Raw genomic sequence first — 19,866 nt, 5'->3', positions numbered from 1 at the left:
CTCCTGTTTGTCTGATGTTTCCATATTAATTCTATTCGTTGTCCGAGCTTCCGTCAAAATATACAGCACGGCCGGTGCGGGCAGATTCATACACAGCCTCAAGAATCTGGGTAACGACAAGAGCCTGTTCCGGTAACACAACCGGATCCTTATCTTCTCTCACCGCCTCAAGCCATAAGCGGGCTTCACGGTCAGCCTCAGTCTCAGCTGAGCCGCTGTAGAAGGCAACACCGCCAGAGGAAAGATCTACTTTAGTTTCGAACAGCCGTCCGGCACGTTCTCCGTTGATCCGCAGTCCGTCCTTCATATCTGCGCCGCCTTCGGTACCTGCCAGCAGCGTTTTGGCTTCACCAAACTCGGAGACATTCAGCGCCCAGCTGGATTCGAGCGAGATGGTTGCCCCATTCTCCATGGTGATAAAGCCGAAGGCCGAGTCTTCCACCTTGAATTGCTCCGGGTCCCACGGACCGAAGGCATTGGCGGCATTTTTACGCTGGCCGAGCTTGTGGAAGGTCGATCCTACAACCATACGCGGCTTGTAATTATCCATCAGCCACAGGGTCAAATCAAGTGCATGTGTACCGATATCGATCAGCGGGCCTCCGCCCTGCTTCTCTTCGTCCAGGAATACGCCCCAGGTAGGAACAGCACGGCGGCGCAGCGCAATCGCCTTACCATAATAGATGTCGCCGAGTTCTCCGCTTTCGCACATTCCTTTCAAATATTCGCTGTCTGACCGGAAGCGGTTCTGATATGCGATCGACAATTTTTTGCCGGTGCGGCGGGCCGCATCCAGCATCTCCTGAGCCTGGGCAGTGGTCTTTGCCATCGGCTTCTCGCACATGACGTGATTACCCGCTTCGAGCGCAGCTACTGTAATTTCTGAATGGCTATCATTCGGTGTACATACATGCACGATATCAAATCCGCCTGTTGCCAAAAGTTCGCGGAAATCAGTATATACTGCAGCACCTTCGGCGCCATACTTGTCGGCAGCCTCCTGGGCGCGTTCTTCAATAATATCGCAGAAGGCTACCATTTCAGCATCACTCTGACGGGACAAGCTTGGCATATGTTTGCCGTTTGCGATTCCACCGCAACCGATAATAGCAATTTTGAGTTTGTTAGACATGAATTTTTCCTCCTTGATTGGCATAGGCTTTAACCCATTTCATACTGTCTTCTACACTTGCAAGCGGCGAGCGGCTGCAGAAATCCTGCTCCACTACTGCCCATTCGACACCGGCCTGAGCCGCAGCTTCCAGGATTGCCGGAAGATTCACTTCCCCTTCTCCCAGTACTACGGTTTCAGCTGACCCATCTTCGAGTTTCTTCATGTCCTTCAGATGGATGATCGGCAGGCGTCCGGCATACTTTTGAATGTAAGCTACAGGATCATAGCCTCCGTAATAGACCCAGCAGGTGTCCATTTCCACTTGAAGCAGCTCAGCCGGTACCTCTTCGAAGATTCCGTCGAAGGCGGTGCGCTCTCCAAAGGACTGCGTGAATTCAAAATCATGATTATGATAGGAAAAAACCGCACCACGTTCTTTGCACTTTTCTCCAATGATGCGGAAATTCGCAACGACCTCTTCCCAGTTTCGCTGCTCTTCGGTCAGATAAGGAATAATCAGGTTGCGGTTGCCAATCTCCAGATTGAAGCTGATTTCCTGTTCCGTATCATTCAGCATGGCATCATACGGACGATGTGCTCCAAGAGCGACCAGTCCAGTTTCCTGAAGCAGCCCCTTTACTTCCTCCGCTGTCCGGCCAAAAAAGTGATAAAATTCCACCCCGGCATAGCCCAGGTCAGCTACTTTTCGCAGTGTTCCTTCGAAATCCTGTTCCAATTCTTCTCTAAGTGTATATAGCTGAAGGCCAAGTTTTAACATTGCTCCCACTCCTATTTGGTATAGAATTAATGTACATAAACACTGTTGCTGTCTTATATCAGACTCACTTGGTTAGTCACCTGAACAAAAGGGCTGCTATACTAAGCTGGCCTATATATCCCGTATCACTACAATTACTTATCCTAAACTGACTATGTAGCTCTCAGAGCCGCAGCACAGCCCCCTTTTCATGGTTTATATGTTTTTGCATAGCTACATGGTAATATGAAAGCGTATATAATAAAATGAATAATATGATTTAAACATGAACAATTCAGCTATTATTTCTGCCACTCAGGAGGACCCATGACCTACACCGCACCATGCCACGTTTATACTGCCGGATTCTCATTCCACCGCAAGCCCTTCCACATGTCACGGGCAGACGGCGTACAGAATTATTTGCTGCGGCTTCAGACGGAAGGCCGGAGCCGAACCCGCATCGACGGCGTCCTTTCTTCGGTAGAAGCTGGAGATTTGATGCTGTTTGCACCTAATGACCCTTATTACTTAAGCATTGACAAAGAGATCTATTCCGCAGGAAAACCGCGGGTCGAAAGTGGAGATTATCACATTTTTTGCGGCGGACCCTGGATCGAGGAATGGTGGAACCGTAAGCACCGCCCTGCTGTGCTTCGTTTGCCACTTAGCGATCATTTCCTCGGCCTCTTCCGCCAGCTCGTCCTGGAACAGCGCCGGTTATCCGATTCTTCACCGGAGATTACAGCTTGTTATCTGCAGATTTTATGTATGGAGATTGACAGGCTGATGACTGAGCAGCCGGCGATTTCACCCAAAGGCTACCTTGCATACCGGATGAAGCAGTATGTGGAAGAGCATGCCGCCATTCCATTCCGGCTGGAGGATGTAGCAGGTTATGTGGATATATCTGTCTCGCGCGCGGTTCATCTGTTTAAGGAGGCTTTTGGAACCAGCATTGTTAAGTATGTAAATGATGTGCGGCTGGAGATGGCGCGTGAGCGGATCACCTTTAGTCCGATGCCGCTGGAGCATGTGTCTGAAACCTGCGGTTTTGCCAACTATACTTACTTTCACCGCCTGTTCCGCGGCCGTTTCGGAATGTCGCCTAGACAATACCGCGTATTTAGCAGAGAACAGATGTAGGCCGGGTGAAACCGCCTGTCCTATTGCAGGGCAAATGAAAAGGAGCGCCATCCTGGAAGATCCGCTCCTTGTGTTTGACCTTATGCAATTTTTGCTGTTTGCTCGGGGTAACTCTTACGTGCTGAGAGATTGCGCTGTAATCCAGTCCTGTTCTCCGGTTTTTCTCTGCTACCCAGGTTCCGCTGCGTGCTGCTTTAAGCAGGGCTTTTTGCGTTTTTGTGCGTGCCATTCAGGCAACACTCCTTCAGTTGTAAAATCTGTCTGCCTATCGGCTGACAGTACTTTAATTTTAACATAATTCTGATGGCTTTACCTGTAATACTTGAGTATTAATTAACTGTTACCGGGCTTCCCGCTGGCAGCTTGCAGAATCAGAAAATGGTATGATAGAAGTGAATTTAGCAGCGGAGCCTATAAAAAGGCGGAATCGGAGGAATTGGATGAAATACGATGTATTGTACGATGGTGCCTTTGCAATGCTAAAGGTGCAGATGAATCCCGGCGAAAGTGTAAAGGCAGAGATGGGTGCGATGGTGGCCATGTCTCCGGGTGTTGAATTAAGAGGTACGGTAGACGGTGGACTCATGCGCGGGCTGGGCCGGATGCTGAGCGGAGAGAAATTTTTCTTCCAGGAGCTGGCAGCAACGCGGGGGCAATGTGAAGTACTGCTGTCTCCGGGTGCGATCGGTGATATTCAAGCCATTGAGCTGGACGGATCGTACAAGCTGTACGTGCAGAAAGACGGCTTCCTTGCAGGCACCCACGGCATTCAGGTCAATACCAAGATGCAGAATCTGACCCGTGGCCTGTTCTCCGGTGAAGGCTTCTTCATTGTCGAAATCAGCGGCAGCGGAACCGTCTTCCTCTCCTCTTTCGGGGCGATTCATGCGATCAACCTGGAGCCTGGTGAAGAGATGATTATCGACAACGGACACCTGGTAGCCTGGCCGGACTATATGGACTATAAGATTGAAAAAGCCGCCACCGGCTGGCTGAACAGCCTGACCAGCGGGGAAGCTCTCGTCTGCCGTTTCCGCGGCGAAGGTGTTGTACTGGTGCAGACCCGTAATCCGGGCAGCTTCGGCAACTGGATCAAATCGTTTGTGCCTTCCAGACCTTAAGGATTGCACCGCAAGGCGTACAAAAAAGCAAGGCTGACCTGTGCAGCCTTGCTTTTTCCGCATTTCCTTGAACTTGATTACAACAAACTGCCTGAGTCAGGAGACCGCTTTGCGTTCCTTTTCTCCCTTGCAGCCGGACCGCTTACAGGTATTGTAGGTTCCCTTGAAATCAAGCCGGTGATCTGTCACGCTGAAGCCGTATTCCGCCTCCAGGCGCTGCTCCAGCTCCAGAAGCCAATCATCCTTGATTTCCTCCAGTCTGCCGCAGACATTGCAGATCAGATGATGATGCATATGGGCATGGTCGCAGTCCCGCAAATCGTAACGCGCCACACCGTCGCCGAAATTCATTTTCTCCACAATATGCAGCTCGCACAACAGTTCCAAGGTACGGTAGACCGTCGCCAGGCCAAGATGCGGATAGCTGCTTTTTACTCTCATATAAACTTCTTCTACGCTTAGATGCTCTTCTTCATTGTCGAGCAGCACCTTCACGATGGCTTCACGCTGTGGTGTTAATTTATAGTTTTGCGCGGCAAACTGCTGGCTGATATTAGTAATTGGGTTCACTCAGGTCTCCCACCTTTCCGGAAGCATTTCCATCATCCTCTTAATAGTAACCATTACGATATAAGCATAACAAAATTACCGGAATATGAAAAGTGCCTACATTCATTATACCATTAATGCCCCAAATTCCGCACAATGAATCAAAAATATCCACAGACTATGCACCCGCCCATCCGCGAAGTGGCAAGAATCCATACCTTATAGAGAGTTAATTCCAACATGTGAGGATGGTCCGGATGGCACAACCAAACCGAAGACAGCAAGTCCAGCCTCTCGTAACGGCCCGTGTTCTGCGCCGGGTAGCCAAGGCCATGCTGCCCTTCTACCGGAAAATTGCCGGAAACCACAGCTTTGCCGGGCAATGGTCGGCCGCTGTGGTCAAAGCAGACCTTAGTCTAATGGGCCGGCTGCTATCCTGCATACCTACTCTTGCCGGTGTGAAGAATTATGGAACGAACGGCATCGGATTCTTTATCTCTTTTCCTTTCCCGCTGCCTGTTGCCTTCTACACGAATGGGACGACGATCCCGCCAGGCTCAGTGCAATTCACGTTTAGTACCACGGTACACCGCGCAGTAGCCCGGGCAGTTCTGCCTTTTTACAAGAAGCTTGCTGTATCCCTAAGCTATGCAGAGGATCTGGCTGCGGCAATCAACCGAAATCATAGTAAAACCGTAAATACTATGGTCCGCAGATTCATCAAGGCCCAAACTCTAAAGTCTGTAACAATAGAAGAGCACGGCCTGGCCCTGCTGTTCAAAACCCGGTTCAGTAAATATCCCTACCGGAACCTGCTATTTCAAGAGAATATGTAAGCAGTTCAATAAAGACATTATTATAACTGGCATGCAACTTTTCCACATTCTGCTGCGTCAAAGGAGTTGAAAATGGCCAAGCGGCCCAACTAAAGCCAGAGGTGGAATGGGTAATGAACATGAAAAAGAGTGCTTTTGCTGTAATTACAACGGTTTCGCTCCTCTCCTTTTCGCTCGGGAGTCCTATGTTTGCGGCAGGCGGTACCTTCAAAGATATTAGCAATGTGACCGGCAAAGACAAGATTAACGCGCTAAAAGCACAGGGTCTGATCAAAGGGATATCCGATACCCAGTTCCTTCCAGGTTCTAAAGTGACGACAGCCCAGGGGATACAGTTCATCTCCGGGGGTCTGCAATTGAGCCTGGCTGCGATTGATTTCAACAAGGCTCCTGTAGCCAGCAGTATTTTCAGCAAGGTAAAAGACAATGTCTGGTATACGGAGGCCTTCATTAACGCCTACTATAATGGCATTGAAATTCCGGCAGATATCGATCCGGCCAAGCCGATAACCAAGGAACTGTTCACGAACTTCCTGATTCAGGGCATAGAAAAAGTAGGCAATCTGCCAATGATCAATATTGTCCCGGTGGATATCGCTGACGACGATGCACTGGATCCCTCGTATCAAGGCAGTGTCCAGCGCTCCCTGAAATACAACATCAACACCCTGGATGCAAACGGCAAATTTAATCCGAAAAGCGAGCTTACCCGTGCAGAAGCGGCTGTAATGCTCTACAATGCACTGGACTACCTGAAATCCCGCAGCAATGCAACATCCGGTAATTAACAGGAAGCTTATTACTGTACATCCATAAAAAAAGGCAGCCCGGACCTCCCGGACTGCCTTTATGCTTACTCCTCCCCGATGAGCCTGTTCAGGAACTGCAGGGCACGCGGATTCCTTGTCTGCCTGAGTACCTGCTGCGGAGTACCCTGCTCCAGAATCACTCCCTGATCCATCAGGATGATCGTATCCGCAACATCGGCGGCAAACTTCATCTCATGCGTTACGATCACCATGGTCATTCCTTCAGCAGCAAGCTGCCGGATGACCTTCAGCACCTCACCCACCAGCTCGGGATCCAGCGCAGAGGTCGGCTCATCGAATAGCAGCACCTCCGGCTCCACTGCCATCGCACGGGCAATAGCGACCCGCTGCTGCTGGCCGCCGGACAGCTGATGGGGATAGGACTCTGTCTTATCTGCCAAACCTACTTTAGCCAGAAGCTCCAAGCCCCGTTTTTTCGCAACTTCCCGTGAACGCTTCTGGACCGTAACTTGTCCCTCCATTACATTGCCCAGTGAGGTCATATGCGGAAACAGATTGTACGACTGGAAAACCATTCCTGTTTTTTGGCGCAGGCTGAGCACTGTCTTCCGCGGAATTTGGCGATTATCTGTGAAATCGATCCTGAGTCCGGCCAATTGCAGGGTTCCCCGGTCAGGGATCTCCAGCAGATTGAAGCAGCGGAGCAGCGTGGTTTTGCCGGAACCCGAGGGGCCAATGATAACAAGCACCTTCCCGTGTTCCAAACGGAGATCAATCCCCTTCAGGACCTGCAGCGGGCCGAAGGATTTGTGCAAGTCTTGAATTTCAATCACGAAGCCGCCTCCTATCTTGCCGAATAACGGTCAAACCGTCTCTCAAGCATATTTTGCAGTACGGACAGCACTGAGCAGAACAGCAGGTAAAAGAGCGCAGCCTCACAGTAGAGCAGCAGCGGTTCGTAGGTGGTTGCCGTAATCTGCTGCGCTGTTCTGAACATTTCCACATAGGTAATGCTGGCCGCAAGCGAGGTGTCTTTTACGAGACTGATAAAAGAATTCGATAAAGGGGGAACGGACACGCGCGCCGCCTGAGGCAGAATAATTCTGCGCAGCGCCTGAACCCGGGTCATTCCGACCGAAAATGCAGCCTCCCATTGGCCTTTATGTATCGATAGTATGGCAGCGCGGACAACCTCGGAGGAATAGGCTCCGACGCTGAGCGTAAAGCCGATCACTGCGGCGATAAAAGGATCGAGCACAATACCGACCGACGGCAGGCCATAGAAGATAATAAAAAGCTGAACCAGCAGCGGAGTCCCGCGGATGACCCAGACATAGAATCTGGCGATTAGCTGCGGAATTCTCCAGGATGAAAGCCGCACGAGCGCGGTAACCACCGCAAGCAGTAGTCCAAGTGCAAACGAGACCAGTGCCAGCGGGATAGTATAAGCCACCCCTGCTTTGAACAGGGGCAGCAGCGAATCCAGGAATATGTGCAGCTTGCGGTCATCCATCGCTTAGAAACTCCTTCATCCGTTATTTAGACACGTCTGCCCCAAAATATTTCTCGGAAATGCTCAGATACGTCCCATCTGCCTTCATTGCAGTTAGCGCCTCATTCACTGCCTGCACCAGTTCCTCATTTCCTTTCAGGAAAACAGCACCACTGCGGGAGCCTTCTGCGATTTCATCCACCTGCTTGATTTTTACATCCGGCTTCTGCTTCTTCAAATCCAGAAAGGACAAACCATCGTTAATCGTCGCATCAATCCGGCCGGAAACCAGCAGGTCAATCGCCTGATTGAAGCCCTCCACCGCTACAATCTCCGCACCGTTCTCGCGCGCAATGTCAGACAGATTAGTGGTCAAAGACTGGCCGGCTTTTTTGCCTTTGAGATCAGAGAATTTCTTAATGTCTTCATTGTTCTGCCCCACGATCAGCACGGCTTTGGAAACTACATATGGATCGGAGAAGTCGTATTTCACTTTGCGTTCATCGGTGATCGAGACCTCGTTAAAAATAGTGTCGAACCGCTTCGCATCCATTCCGGCAAACAGGCCGTCCCACTGGGTCTCAATAAATTCCGCATCCACTCCCAGGCGTTTGGCTACCTCTTTGGCAATATCTACGTCAAAACCGGTGAGCGTCCCGTTTGCATCATGATACGTAAAGGGAGAATATGTCCCCTCTGTCCCGATCCGCAGCTTTCCGGCCGCCTTTACCGATTCAAGACTATTCTGCCCGGCCGGCGCAGCCGTTGCCTCCGTGCCTCCATTGCCTGCAGTCCCTCCGTCGTTTGCATTGTTCGTATTGTTGCCGCATGCTGTCAAAAGCACGCTAAGCAGTAACAGCGTAGTCAGGCTCCATTTTTTCATCGCCTATTCCTCCTTCTGCGCTAATTAATGACTTTCACATAGACTGAAGTTATCATGCCCAAAAACGGAATTTTTTCTCGCCTTTCGCAGCAGATGACAAAAAAATCCCCGCCGCACCAAACTGGTGCAGCGGGGACATTTTTGAACAGACAATTTATGTTATCCGTGCATGATTTCAGGTTGCCGCTTACTTTCACCTTCTGCGCTTTTACGCCCTCTGCGCAGCAGCAGGCCAAGTACTGCACCGCCAAGCGCGACATAAATCATGATGTGGAACGTATCGGCAAAACCCTGGGCGAGCACTGTCTGTGTAGCCTGCTTCAGCATTTCCGGAGAGGCGGATGCAGCGTCAACTCCCGAAGCCGCGGCGGCAGCCTTCATTTCAGCTCCGCGCGTTGCAGCCCTGGACGTTAGAATGGTGACTAGAGTGGATACGGCCAGTGAATTGATGACCTGCTGCATCGAATTAGTCAGTGAAGTCACCCGGTTAACAAGCTGGCTCGGGGCTTTATTGAGCAGATGGGTATTCATCGGCATCATCATCATGCCCATGCCCGCACCGCACATGATCAGCGGAACGATAAGATCATGGCTCTGTGTAGTCAGATCTACATGGGAATATTGGAACAGCGCACCTGACACTAGAGTGAGCCCGCAGACCACCAGCCAGCGTACCCCGATCTTATCAAATAAAATCCCGGCAATAGGCATCATTAGACCAGAAGCAATCGCCTGGGGAAGCAAAGTCAGCCCTGTGTCAAAAGCGCCGAAGCCGCGGGCTTGCTGCAGAAATTGCGGAAGCAGAAACAATGCCCCGTACAGACCAAACTGGGCAATCCACTGCACGAGAATCCCTGTACTGAAATCAATAGAGCGTAGAATACGCAGCTCCAGCAGCGGCGTCTTTGAGCGCAGCTCCGTAATTACAAAAGCAATCAGAGCCACCACACCCAGCAACAAGCCGATGAGGGTTTTGTCTGAAGACCAGCTTTCAGCACCTTGGCTGACACCGTAAGTCAGCGAAGCAAATGCCAGCGGTCCAAGCAGCATCCCGAGCTTATCCATGCCCGGAACTTGCCCGCGCTGCGAATTCGGCAGCTTCCGCAGGCCGATCAGCACGCAGATGATGCCGATTGGAATATTGATCAGAAAGATCCAGCGCCAGGAATGATACTGCACCAGCCAGCCGGACAATACAGGCCCGATTGCCGGAGCGAACAGCACCGGAATCCCCATAATCCCCATTACAATGCCAACTTTGCTCTTCGGAGCCAGTCTGTACACATAGGCCATCCCCACCGGGAGAACACAGCCCCCGCCGAGCCCCTGCAGCACCCGGAAGGCAATCAGCCATTCCGCACTGCTGGGTGTTGCACACAGAATTGAACCTATAGTAAACACAACCACTGCCGTCAAAAAAACGGTTTTGGCCCCGAAACGGTCAGACAGCCAGCCCGAAAGCGGGATTACGGAAGCCTGTGCCAGCATATACCCGGTCACGATCCATTGCAGCGTCGTTAAATTCGTGTGAAAGTCCTTAACCAGGGTGGACAGCGCCACATTCATTGCTGTACTGTCGAGTACAACCATAAAAACACCGGCTATAATCGCCAGCAACGGAACCAGAATACTGGATAAACGAAACTCAGCATCCTGCTGTACTGCACTTTCCATGCTTCTTCTCCTCCTAATATTGTGCTGCGGTGAGATCATTGACCGCGGCACAGCTTTATCTATATAATTGCTAAGCGGACAATTGTCCGTTGATCCACAATCAGTCTACGGACAATTGTCCGCTGTGTCAAATGAATCTTTCGGCACTACAAATACATGAGTGTTCCTGAAAGGAAAGAATATGAAACCTATAGATCCGAATCCCGTTTCAAACACGGCTAATCCGCCGGGAACTACAACAGTAACGGAACAAGGTAAGGCAGAAAAAAATACTCAAGATCCTTATGTCCGGCGTATCCTGGAGGCGGCACGGGAGCTGTTTATAGCCAGCGGTCTGGAAGCTGTCAGTATGCACGCCATCGCCAAGCGGGCTGGCATCGGGCAAGGCTCCCTCTACCGCCGTTTTTCGGACAAAGGTGAAATCTGTTCCATGCTGCTGCGGGACAGTACGGAGCGGTTTCTGACCGGCCTGGAGCATGAGCTTGTGTTCCCGGAAGCCGGGTCAGGCGCACTTGGCCACTTACGGAGCAGCATTGGCCGGATCGTCGATTTCATTGAGCAGCATGCTGAATTGTTACAGCTGATCAAATCAGAGTTCACCGGCAAAAAACAGCTTACCCAGTTTGAGCATCCTTTCTTCCGGCGGCTGAACGAATTTCTGAAGGAGCTGCTAGTGCGCGCTGCTGCTTCCGGTGAGATCCCAGCAATTGATCCTCAGTTCACCGCAACCGCGCTGATTGCCGTGCTCAGCCCCGATCTGTATCTTTTTCAACAGAAGCAATATGGCTCTACCAAAGAGCAAATTACAGCGGGGATCCTGGCGTTGTTCGTGGATGGTCTTCAGCCGCTTTAAGGAAGACTATCTTTACAATCCGCTAAGTTATGGTATATTAATTAGCAATTACGAATTGAATATTGACCTGTTTTTTCACTAGGGGAGTCGGCCGACTGAGACGGAGTTTATGCTCCGGACCCTTGGAACCTGATCTGGATCATACCAGCGGAGGGAAGTGGAGCAGAAATGATCAGCGTTGCGTTATCCCTGCCAACGATTTGAAACTTTCAGACCCATTCATTTCCTCCGGAAATGAATGGGTCTTCTTGCGTTTACAGCACTTCGTAATTTAAGGAGGAATATAAGCAGTGCTGCTCTCCATTACTGATCTTCAATACTCTTTTGCCGCTGCCCATAGCCAGCCGGTATTCTCAAAGCTCTCCATGGAAGCAAGTCAGGGAGAGTTCATCTCGCTGGTCGGCGCAAGCGGCTGCGGCAAGAGCACCTTATTCAAAATCATCGCCGGCCTGCTGGAACCCGCAAGCGGAAATATCCGGATCAGCGGGCTGCCGTCCTTAAATGCTGCTTCGCGCCTGGGTAAAATCGGTTATATGCCGCAGCAGGATCTGCTGCTGCCCTGGAGAACAGTTCTGGACAATTGCCTGCTTCCCTGGGAGCTAAAGCGAGATTGCAGCAAAGAGGATGCGGTGCAGCAAATCCGCGGTCTGCTGCACCGCTTCGGCCTCGCCGGCACGGAAGCGGCCTACCCGCAGGAGCTGTCCGGCGGAATGCGGCAGCGGGTTGCGCTGCTGCGGACGCTGGCCGCAGGAAATGATCTGCTGCTGCTGGATGAGCCTTTTGGAGCTTTGGATGCAATCACCAAACGCGAACTGCACCGCTGGTTGCTGGAGCTGTGGGGCGGGCTTGGTAAAACTGTACTGTTCATCACGCACGATCTGGAGGAGGCGCTGCTGCTCAGCGACCGGATCTATCTGATGACTGGCGGCAGCTGTGAAAGACTGCAGGAAATGACCGTTGATCTGCCGAGACCCAGACATTATCAACTAAACTATCAACCGCAGTTCATAGCCCTGCGGGAAGAGCTGGAGCGGAGACTGCATGAGAGTATCAACCATTAACAGGCTGCTCAGGAATTATGGCCCTGCCGCCCTGCTGGTCTTGTTGGTGCTCGTGGTGTGGGAAGCTGCCGTGCGTTTGGGCCATTTCCCTCCCTTCATCCTCCCTGCCCCGTCCTCGGTCTGGACCGCGCTAGTGGAGCAGCGATCCCTGCTGTTCGGACTGCATTTGCCGGTAACACTCCAGGAAACGCTGCTTGGATTCGCTGCATCTGTAGTCTGCGGAACTCTGCTTGGAGTGTCGATGCATCTGTCCCGGCCGCTGGCAAAAGCAGTTTATCCCTTGCTTATTGTCAGCCAGACGGTTCCGCTGATCGCTCTTTCACCTATTTTTATTATGTGGTTCGGCTACACACTCGGGGGCAAGGTGGCGGTCGTCTTTTTGACAGCTTTCTTTCCTGTAGTTGTAGGTACATACGATGGCCTGCATAAAAGCGGTGAGCAATACCGGGAACTGCTGCTTACACTCGGGGCGAACCGCCGTCAGCTGCTGGTTAAGATACAAATCCCGTTGGCTCTGCCTGCATTCTTCTCCGGGCTTAAGCTATCCATCGTCTACTGTGTCATTGGCGCCACAATCGGCGAATGGCTTGGAGGCAGCAAGGGCCTTGGCTATTACAGCCGCCGTATGGCCGGCAATCTGCAGAGTGCAGAAATGTTCGCCGCAGTCTGCCTGCTCTCCGCTCTCGGAATCATGCTGTTTCTATGTATTATTGTCCTTGAAAAAATATTGTTGAAGAAAAGAGGCTTCCACCGATGAGCAACTCCTTTAGTTCTAATCATTCCCGAAAAAGTATCCTGCACCGCTATACTCCTATGTTCCTGCTGATCATTCTGCTCACTGCAGTCAGCGGCTGCAGCGGGCCTGACTCTGCCAATCCCACGCCGTCTGCCGTTCCCGAAAGTGGCGGCGGGCAGCCGCATAAGCTGACGATTATGCTGGATTGGTATCCGAATGCGGTTCATACCTTTCTCTATGCTGCGCAGCAGAAGGGATATTTTGCCGAGGAAGGGCTGGATGTAGAGATTCAGATGCCGGCAGACAGTAATGATGCCCTGAAGCTGGTCGCTGCTGGTAAAGTAGATCTGGCACTCAGCTATCAGCCCCAGGTGCTGATGGCACGCGCTGAACAGATTCCCGTGAAATCGATCGCCGCACTCGTAAGGCATCCGCTGAATCATCTGCTTGTTCCTGCGGACAGCGGCATCACAAGCCCTAAGGATCTCTCCGGCAAGACAGCCGGCTACTCCTCCATTCCGCTCTATGAAGCCATGCTCCGGACGATGGTAAAACATGATGGCGGCGATCCACAAAAGCTTAAAATGGTCGATGTGGGTTTCGATCTGATTCCCGCTATCAGTACGGGACGGGTTGACGGAATCATTGGCGGCTTCATCAATCATGAGCAGCTGATCTTAGACAAGGAAAAGCATCCCGTCATCTCCATTGACCCGACTAAGTATGGCGTGCCCGATTATTATGAGCTTGTGCTGGTTGCAAGTGAGCATGGTCTAAAGGATTCAAAGGATTATTTCAGCAAGTTCATGAAGGCAGCCCGCAAAGGGCAGCAGTTTGTGCAGGATCAGCCGGAAGACGCACTGGATATATTACTCGCCCATGAGGACAGTACGGCTCCGCTCGATCCGGAGATCGAGCGGAAAAGTCTCGGAATTCTCCTTCCGCTAATGGATGCAGGTACCCAGCCCTTCGGGTATCAAGACCCGGAATCCTGGAGCAAGGTTGCGGACTGGCTGGCCGAAAACGGGCTGCTGCAGGGAGAGACCGGGAGCAGCGGGGCTTTCGTGGATTTGTAGACTTGCAGATTTGCAGATTTGCGGATTTGCGGATTTGCGGATTTGCGGTTTGACAGCGTCTCTGTTCGCTAACTGCATTTCGTACAGTTATTTTCGGGCAAATCGCGAGTTTTTAAGCTTTATTAGCACTTCATACACTTAAAATCCAGTAAAATCACCTTTTGCCCTCATATCTTTTAATTTAATTGTACAAAGTGCAATTACAGGGCTGGGACAGCCGGAAGCCGGTTTTTAACTGTACAAAATACAACTATTTGCAAAGTGCTCAGGTTTATCGAAACAAATGATCATACGCTAACAAAACTTAAGAAATGCTCCCAATGATAGTTTTGCCGGAGCCATTCAATGAAGCATACACTAACAAAACTTAAGTAGTGCTTCCGATGCCAGTTTTGCCGAAGCCGCTCAATGAAGCATTTCCTAACAAAACTTTTAGGAGGACTAATCATGACTTACTTAGCTAAACTGCGTGAACTAAATCCGCTCGTTCATAACATTACGAATATTGTGGTGGCCAATTTCTCGGCAAACGGCCTGCTGGCGCTGGGCGCCTCCCCGTTCATGGCCGATGCTCATGAGGAGGTAGCGGATGTAGCCGCTATGTCGGGGGCCGTGGTGCTGAATATCGGCACACTGAACGAGCAGTTAATCGCCTCGATGGTGCTGGCGGGACAGTCTGCCAACCAACATAATGTACCGCTGGTGCTTGATCCGGTAGGAGCCGGAGCCACAGCTTACCGCAGCGAGGTCACGCAAAGGCTGTTGAAAGAGATGCAGATTACCGCACTGCGAGGAAATGTCGCAGAAGTAGCCAATGTCGCCGGGGAGAGCTGGGCCAGCAAAGGCGTAGATGCCGGAGCAGGCGATGGAGACGTCATTGCTCTCGCCAACAAGGCAGCGCTCAAGCTTGGCTCTGTGGTTATCATTACTGGTAAAGAGGATGTCATTACAGACGGCAGCCGCACTTTCATTGTCAGCAACGGCCACCCGGTCTTAACCAAAGTTACCGGCACCGGCTGCCTGCTGAGCGCTGTCGTCGGGGCTTTTCTTGCTGTCAGTGAAGGCAACGGGCTGGAAGCCGCCGCGGAAGCTATTTCCTTCTATGGCGTAGCCGCAGAGATTGCTGCAGAGCTGACCGCGCACAAAGGCCCGGGAGACTTCCAGATCGAATTCCTGAACCAGCTGGCTATGGTCACACCACAAATCTATAGCGAGAAATCACGGATCCGGCTGTTTAACCAATAATCGTCAGCGTAATAAAAGGAGACTCCATAATGACTACTAGTGTATTTAAGGCTCTTACTATCGCCGGATCGGACAGCGGCGGAGGCGCGGGCATCCAGGCTGATCTCAAAACATTTCAGGAGCTGGGCGTATATGGCATGTCGGCACTTACTGCTGTGACTGCGCAAAATACGCTTGGCGTTCAGGCGGTCTATCCGCTGGAACCCGATGCCGTTGCCACCCAGCTGGATTCCATCGGAACCGATCTTCAGCCGGACGCGGTCAAGACCGGCATGCTATTCAGCAGCGAAATTATCCGGATTGTGGCCGGAAAGATCAAGCAGTTTGGCTGGAGCTCACTGGTTGTTGATCCTGTGATGGTGGCCAAAGGCGGCTCCCCGCTGCTGCAGCAGGAAGCTGTGAGAGCGCTGATTGCAGAGCTGCTGCCGCTCGCCCTTGTCGTGACCCCCAATATTCCCGAAGCGGAAATATTAACAGGAATGACCATTTCGGGACTTCCGGACCGTGAAAGAGCCGCACAGCTTCTCCATGCCATGGGCCCGCAATATGTGGTCCTGAAAGGCGGCCACGATGACGGAACATCCGGAGTGCTTGATCTGCTCTATGACGGCCAGGAGTTCATATACATGGACAGTCCGCGGATTGCAACCCGGCATACCCATGGGACAGGCTGCACCTATTCAGCAGCCATAGCCGCCGGACTTGCTAAAGGGAATACGGTAGCGGAGGCCATTGCTACGGCGAAGTCCTTCATTCAGGCTGCGATTGAGGACAGCCTTGGGTTCGGAGCCGGTCACGGGCCGACCAACCATTTTGCCTACGGGAACAGACAAAGGGGGATGCTGCCATGAAGCAGATCAGTGCCGGGGATATGCGGAGGATGCTGAAGCTGTATTTTATCATGGGCAGCGTAAACTGCCGCCTGACCCCTGCAGAGACACTGACCCAGGCTATTGCAGGCGGAATTACAATATTTCAGTTTCGTGAAAAGGGGCCTGACTCGCTGCGCGGTAATGCGGCTTTCGATCTGGCCAGGCAGCTCCAGGGCATTTGCCGTGAACACGGCATTCCCTTCATCGTGAACGATGATGTAGACCTGGCTATTGCGCTTGATGCCGACGGTATTCATGTCGGCCAGGAGGATGAACCGGCCGGTTCGATCCGTCAAAGGCTCGGAGCGCATAAAATCGTCGGCGTATCGGCCCATAGTCTGGCCGAGGCGAAGCAGGCGATTGCGGACGGAGCGGACTATCTGGGAATCGGTCCGGTCTATCCCACTTCTTCCAAAGACGATGCACAGGCTGTGCAGGGTACTCTGGTCATTGAGCAATTGCGGCGCAGCGGTCTTACCATCCCGCTGGTCGGGATTGGCGGCATCACAGCAGGTAATGTCCCTCCGGTCATCCAGGCTGGTGCTGACGGAGTCTCAGTGATCTCTGCAATTGCCGCAGCCGGGGACATCCGCGCAGCAGCACAGCAATTGCTGGATGCCACCATAATATAAGCGGCAATATTTCAATAACACAGAACGGGTGCCCCTCCTTCAGGAGACGGCACCCGTTCTTTTTAATTAAATCTGCCCATCATAAGTGTACTGTAGTATGTCCCATCAGCCAAAAGCTTGTCTTTTTTAAGTATACCTTCGGTTTCGAAACCGAATTTGCGGTACAGCGAGATCGCCGGCCCGTTCGTCTCCAGAACCGTTAGAGATATTTTTACAACTCCGTTCGCATCCGCCCAGGAAGTAGCTTGCTGCAGCAGACTATATCCGATCCCATACCCCCAGAACTCCTGCAGAATGCAGATGCCAAATTCAACTTTGTGGGCATTTCGGGATAAGGAATTTCCTTCGCATCTGGCAAATCCGACTAGCCTCCCCTGCACTTCGGCAACCAAAAACAAATTTCGGCTAGCCTCCGTATCTTCCCGGATCATCCCGGCAAAACCCTCTCCATCAATGAAGCCCTCGCCCTGCTGCCGCTCTAAATTCTCTGTCTCTCCGTCGATCTGCCATCTTAACCCGGATAACTCCGCAGCATCCTGCTCGGCCGCTGACCTGATGAGATAACGTAACCCGTTCCTTTGAAATTCCAGACTGTCTATGTACATCGTTCGGACCCTCCATTGTATCGGTTGTTAAATTATAGCATTTACTTTCCTTACGTATAGGAGTAAAATCAGTTTACATTGTTAACGGTTTACAAGCATAACTATATTCAGAAGGGCAGGGTTTTCGATGATTGATCCGGAACACACGATTGAAGTTTATCATTCTTATTTCAAAATAGCCCGCCAGCTCAAACGGCTTGCCCACCAGAGTGCAGCCAGCCTCGGGCTGACCGTACATCAGATCGGCGTTCTGAACTCCATTCATGAGAATCCGGGACAAACGCAAAAAGAGGTGACAGAGCGGCTTGTTTTTGCCAAAAGCAGAGTCAGCCTCCATATCGATTCACTTACCGAGAAGGGCTTAGTATCCCGGATAACCTCAGAGCAGGACCGCAGAGAAACGAAGCTGTACCTTACCTCTGAGGGAGAAGCGCTGTGCAGGCGGTATAACGAAGAAGCTTTTTCCTTCAAAATGCTGAGCTCAGCCCTGGAGCAGTTTCCAGAGGAAGATATCGAGTCCCTGCTGCGTATGAACAAACAGCTGCTCGCCCATTTGATGCAGGTTCAGGACCAATAATGTTAAATCCTATTAAAGCAGGTGATGTGTAATGTCTAGGGGGTTTGGTCCCGGCGGGGGTTTTGGTGGTGGCCCAGGGCACGGGAAATTAAAATTTGATGATGACGAAAGGAGACCGAATATCTCCAAGGCGCTGCTGCTCCGTATATCCAAATATTTTGCACCCTACTGGAAGCAGACGCTTGTTGTAATGCTTGTGCTGATTGTGTCAGCGGTTCTGGGGCTGCTGCCGCCTATCCTGATTCAGCAGATTATCGACGTTGCGCTGCCGGACAAAAACCTGACGCTGCTTGTACTGCTGGTGCTCGCTTCGCTCGGAACTACGGTGATTTCCGGCCTGCTTGGCGTATTGCAGAATTATCTGAACTCCTTTATCTCCCAAAACATCGTCCATGATATGAAAAATCAGATGTACCGCCATCTCCAGCGGATGCCGCTGCAGTTCTTCTCGGGAGTCAAGCAGGGTGAAGTTATTACGAGAATGACAAGCGACATCTCCGGGGTCCAAGGCGTGTTTAATAGCACGATTGTCAATTTTGCCAGCAATCTGTTTATCCTCGGATCGACGGCTGCGGCATTATTCATCATGAACTGGAAGCTGGCACTGCTGGGTATTCTGGTTGTCCCCCTGTTCATTATCCCTACCCGCAAAATGGGCAACGTGCGCTGGAAGCTCGCCAAGCAGACACAGGAGAAAGTATCGGAGCAGAATCAGGTTATCCAGGAAACGCTCAGTATCAGCGGGTATCTGCTAATGAAGCTGTTCACCAAGGAGAATGCGGAATATAAAAGCTTCGCTGCCATCAATGCGGAGGCTACCTCCCTGCAAATCCGGGAATCGATGGCCGGCCGCTGGTTCATGATGGTTCTCTCCACCTTTACGAGTATCGGGCCGATGCTGATCTACCTGTATGGCGGATTTCTTTTTATCCAGGGAGAGCTTTCCGTCGGTACCATCATCACTTTCGTCGCACTGCTCGGCAGACTGTATGGACCTGTAATGCAGATGACCAATCTGTATGTGGATATTAAGCGCTCGGTGGCCTTGTTTGAACGGATCTTTGATTATTTTGATATGGAGCCGCTCATCGTCGATGAACCACAGGCACAGCCGTTCAGTGCCGCCGGGAAAAGCATTGCATTCGAAAATGTGGGTTTCGCCTATCAACCGGATAAACCTGCTCTGCATGGTATCCAGTTTACTGCGGCTGCGGGAACGCTGACGGCACTCGTCGGACCCAGCGGAGCCGGGAAAACAACGATTACGAACCTGATTCCGCGTCTGTACGAGGTCACTTCGGGGAAGATTACCATTGGTGGAAGAAATATTCGTGACTTTACACTGGAGTCGCTGCGTTCCCAGATCGGACTCGTCACTCAGGATACCTATCTGTTCAACGGCACGATCAGGGAGAATCTGCTCTATGCCTGCCCTGAGGCCGGAGAAACGGAGATTATTGAGGCCTGCCGCTCCGCATATATTCATGATTTTATTATGGGGCTGCCGGAAGGTTATGATACGGTGGTCGGAAACCGCGGCATCAAGCTGTCCGGAGGTGAAAAGCAGCGGATCTCAATCGCCCGTGTGCTGCTGAAGAATCCGCCCGTTATTATTATGGATGAAGCCACATCCTCACTCGACACCGTCTCAGAATTTTACATTCAGCAAGCCATGCATGTCCTGTTAAGGAACAAGACGAGCATCGTTATCGCCCACCGGCTCTCAACCATCATGGCAGCAGATCAAATCCTCGTCGTTAAAGACGGGGCCATAGCTGAGGAAGGAACGCATGAAGCACTGCTGGAGCAGAACGGCGTCTATAAGGATTTGTATAACAAGCAGTTTGAGCCAAAAGTTTTCGCTTAG

22 protein-coding genes and 1 riboswitch are annotated in these 19,866 nt (G+C 51.6%); of the genes, 13 read left to right on the top strand and 9 right to left on the bottom strand.

The features are described 5' to 3' along the window. Positions 1–31: 31 nt before the first annotated feature. A complete protein-coding gene (locus L6H70_RS02305) occupies positions 32–1,132 on the bottom strand; it encodes a Gfo/Idh/MocA family protein (protein WP_236329375.1) in 1,101 nt (366 codons plus the stop codon). Next, positions 1,125–1,892 (bottom strand): sugar phosphate isomerase/epimerase family protein, encoded by a 768-nt coding sequence (locus L6H70_RS02300; protein ID WP_236329374.1) that lies wholly within the window; start codon positions 1,890–1,892, stop codon positions 1,125–1,127. The genes L6H70_RS02305 and L6H70_RS02300 overlap by 8 nt, the downstream gene beginning before the upstream one ends. Before the next feature lie 306 nt (positions 1,893–2,198). On the opposite strand from L6H70_RS02300, the gene L6H70_RS02295 reads away from it, so the two are divergent. Next, complete coding sequence (locus tag L6H70_RS02295; RefSeq protein ID WP_236329372.1) at positions 2,199–3,017, top strand: helix-turn-helix domain-containing protein; 819 nt, start codon at positions 2,199–2,201, stop codon at positions 3,015–3,017. Here the strand turns inward: L6H70_RS02295 and L6H70_RS02290 are convergent. Then, positions 2,998–3,246, bottom strand: a complete 249-nt coding sequence (locus tag L6H70_RS02290; protein WP_236329370.1) for a hypothetical protein — start codon at positions 3,244–3,246, stop codon at positions 2,998–3,000. The two genes, L6H70_RS02295 and L6H70_RS02290, sit on opposite strands and share 20 nt — an antisense overlap. A 211-nt stretch (positions 3,247–3,457) precedes the next feature. On the opposite strand from L6H70_RS02290, the gene L6H70_RS02285 reads away from it, so the two are divergent. Then, entirely contained in the window at positions 3,458–4,138 is a 681-nt protein-coding gene (locus L6H70_RS02285; protein WP_236329368.1) for a TIGR00266 family protein, read from the top strand. 96 nt (positions 4,139–4,234) lie between these two features. Here the strand turns inward: L6H70_RS02285 and L6H70_RS02280 are convergent, their stop codons facing one another. Beyond that, entirely contained in the window at positions 4,235–4,708 is a 474-nt protein-coding gene (locus L6H70_RS02280) for a Fur family transcriptional regulator (protein WP_236329366.1), read from the bottom strand. 236 nt (positions 4,709–4,944) lie between these two features. Between L6H70_RS02280 and L6H70_RS02275 the strand changes: the two genes are divergently transcribed. Both L6H70_RS02275 and L6H70_RS02270 read left to right on the top strand, forming a co-directional pair. Next, positions 4,945–5,523, top strand: coding sequence for a hypothetical protein (locus L6H70_RS02275; RefSeq protein WP_236329364.1), 579 nt, complete (start codon positions 4,945–4,947; stop codon positions 5,521–5,523). A 113-nt stretch (positions 5,524–5,636) separates the two neighbouring features. Then, the gene (locus tag L6H70_RS02270) at positions 5,637–6,311 is read left to right on the top strand and encodes an S-layer homology domain-containing protein (protein WP_236329362.1); all 675 of its coding nucleotides are present in this window, start codon (positions 5,637–5,639) and stop codon (positions 6,309–6,311) included. Between the two features lie 65 nt (positions 6,312–6,376). Here the strand turns inward: L6H70_RS02270 and L6H70_RS02265 are convergent, their stop codons facing one another. The 4 genes from L6H70_RS02265 to L6H70_RS02250 all read right to left on the bottom strand — a co-directional run bounded on the left by L6H70_RS02265 (position 6,377) and on the right by L6H70_RS02250 (position 10,342). Next, positions 6,377–7,126, bottom strand: a complete 750-nt coding sequence (locus L6H70_RS02265) for an amino acid ABC transporter ATP-binding protein (protein WP_236329360.1) — start codon at positions 7,124–7,126, stop codon at positions 6,377–6,379. A gap of 11 nt (positions 7,127–7,137) precedes the next feature. Beyond that, a complete protein-coding gene (locus L6H70_RS02260; protein ID WP_236329357.1) occupies positions 7,138–7,806 on the bottom strand; it encodes an amino acid ABC transporter permease in 669 nt (222 codons plus the stop codon). Positions 7,807–7,828: 22 nt separating this feature from the next. Beyond that, positions 7,829–8,668 (bottom strand): amino acid ABC transporter substrate-binding protein, encoded by an 840-nt coding sequence (locus L6H70_RS02255; RefSeq protein WP_236329355.1) that lies wholly within the window; start codon positions 8,666–8,668, stop codon positions 7,829–7,831. 159 nt (positions 8,669–8,827) lie between these two features. Beyond that, positions 8,828–10,342: a DHA2 family efflux MFS transporter permease subunit gene (locus tag L6H70_RS02250; RefSeq protein WP_236329353.1), complete on the bottom strand. Its 1,515-nt coding sequence runs from the start codon at positions 10,340–10,342 to the stop codon at positions 8,828–8,830. 181 nt (positions 10,343–10,523) lie between these two features. On the opposite strand from L6H70_RS02250, the gene L6H70_RS02245 reads away from it, so the two are divergent. The 7 genes from L6H70_RS02245 to thiE all read left to right on the top strand — a co-directional run bounded on the left by L6H70_RS02245 (position 10,524) and on the right by thiE (position 16,817). Beyond that, positions 10,524–11,195, top strand: a complete 672-nt coding sequence (locus L6H70_RS02245) for a TetR/AcrR family transcriptional regulator (RefSeq protein ID WP_236329351.1) — start codon at positions 10,524–10,526, stop codon at positions 11,193–11,195. Between the two features lie 70 nt (positions 11,196–11,265). Next, positions 11,266–11,368: riboswitch (TPP riboswitch) on the top strand. Between the two features lie 117 nt (positions 11,369–11,485). Further along, positions 11,486–12,256, top strand: coding sequence for an ABC transporter ATP-binding protein (locus L6H70_RS02240; protein WP_236329349.1), 771 nt, complete (start codon positions 11,486–11,488; stop codon positions 12,254–12,256). Further along, positions 12,237–13,013, top strand: coding sequence for an ABC transporter permease (locus L6H70_RS02235; RefSeq protein WP_236329347.1), 777 nt, complete (start codon positions 12,237–12,239; stop codon positions 13,011–13,013). The genes L6H70_RS02240 and L6H70_RS02235 overlap by 20 nt, the downstream gene beginning before the upstream one ends. Beyond that, entirely contained in the window at positions 13,010–14,068 is a 1,059-nt protein-coding gene (locus L6H70_RS02230; protein ID WP_236329345.1) for an ABC transporter substrate-binding protein, read from the top strand. Before L6H70_RS02235 ends, L6H70_RS02230 begins: the two co-directional genes overlap by 4 nt. 447 nt (positions 14,069–14,515) lie before the next feature. Next, positions 14,516–15,313: a hydroxyethylthiazole kinase gene (thiM, locus tag L6H70_RS02225; protein WP_236329343.1), complete on the top strand. Its 798-nt coding sequence runs from the start codon at positions 14,516–14,518 to the stop codon at positions 15,311–15,313. A 29-nt stretch (positions 15,314–15,342) separates the two neighbouring features. Then, positions 15,343–16,164: a bifunctional hydroxymethylpyrimidine kinase/phosphomethylpyrimidine kinase gene (thiD, locus tag L6H70_RS02220; protein WP_236329341.1), complete on the top strand. Its 822-nt coding sequence runs from the start codon at positions 15,343–15,345 to the stop codon at positions 16,162–16,164. Then, the gene (gene thiE, locus L6H70_RS02215; RefSeq protein WP_236329339.1) at positions 16,161–16,817 is read left to right on the top strand and encodes a thiamine phosphate synthase; all 657 of its coding nucleotides are present in this window, start codon (positions 16,161–16,163) and stop codon (positions 16,815–16,817) included. Before thiD ends, thiE begins: the two co-directional genes overlap by 4 nt. A gap of 62 nt (positions 16,818–16,879) precedes the next feature. On the opposite strand, the gene L6H70_RS02210 is transcribed toward thiE, so the two are convergent. Further along, positions 16,880–17,422, bottom strand: coding sequence for a GNAT family N-acetyltransferase (locus L6H70_RS02210; protein WP_236329336.1), 543 nt, complete (start codon positions 17,420–17,422; stop codon positions 16,880–16,882). A gap of 127 nt (positions 17,423–17,549) precedes the next feature. On the opposite strand from L6H70_RS02210, the gene L6H70_RS02205 reads away from it, so the two are divergent. Both L6H70_RS02205 and L6H70_RS02200 read left to right on the top strand, forming a co-directional pair. After that, on the top strand, positions 17,550–17,999 hold the full coding sequence (locus tag L6H70_RS02205; RefSeq protein WP_236329334.1) for a MarR family winged helix-turn-helix transcriptional regulator: 450 nt from the start codon (positions 17,550–17,552) through the stop codon (positions 17,997–17,999). 31 nt (positions 18,000–18,030) lie between these two features. Beyond that, entirely contained in the window at positions 18,031–19,866 is a 1,836-nt protein-coding gene (locus tag L6H70_RS02200; protein WP_236329332.1) for an ABC transporter ATP-binding protein, read from the top strand.

It is taken from the genome of Paenibacillus auburnensis (assembly GCF_927798115.1).
Classification (GTDB): domain Bacteria; phylum Bacillota; class Bacilli; order Paenibacillales; family Paenibacillaceae; genus Paenibacillus_AQ; species Paenibacillus_AQ auburnensis.
Note: the sequence above shows the minus strand (reverse complement) of the source record. Positions and strands in the feature narration are given on the sequence as shown.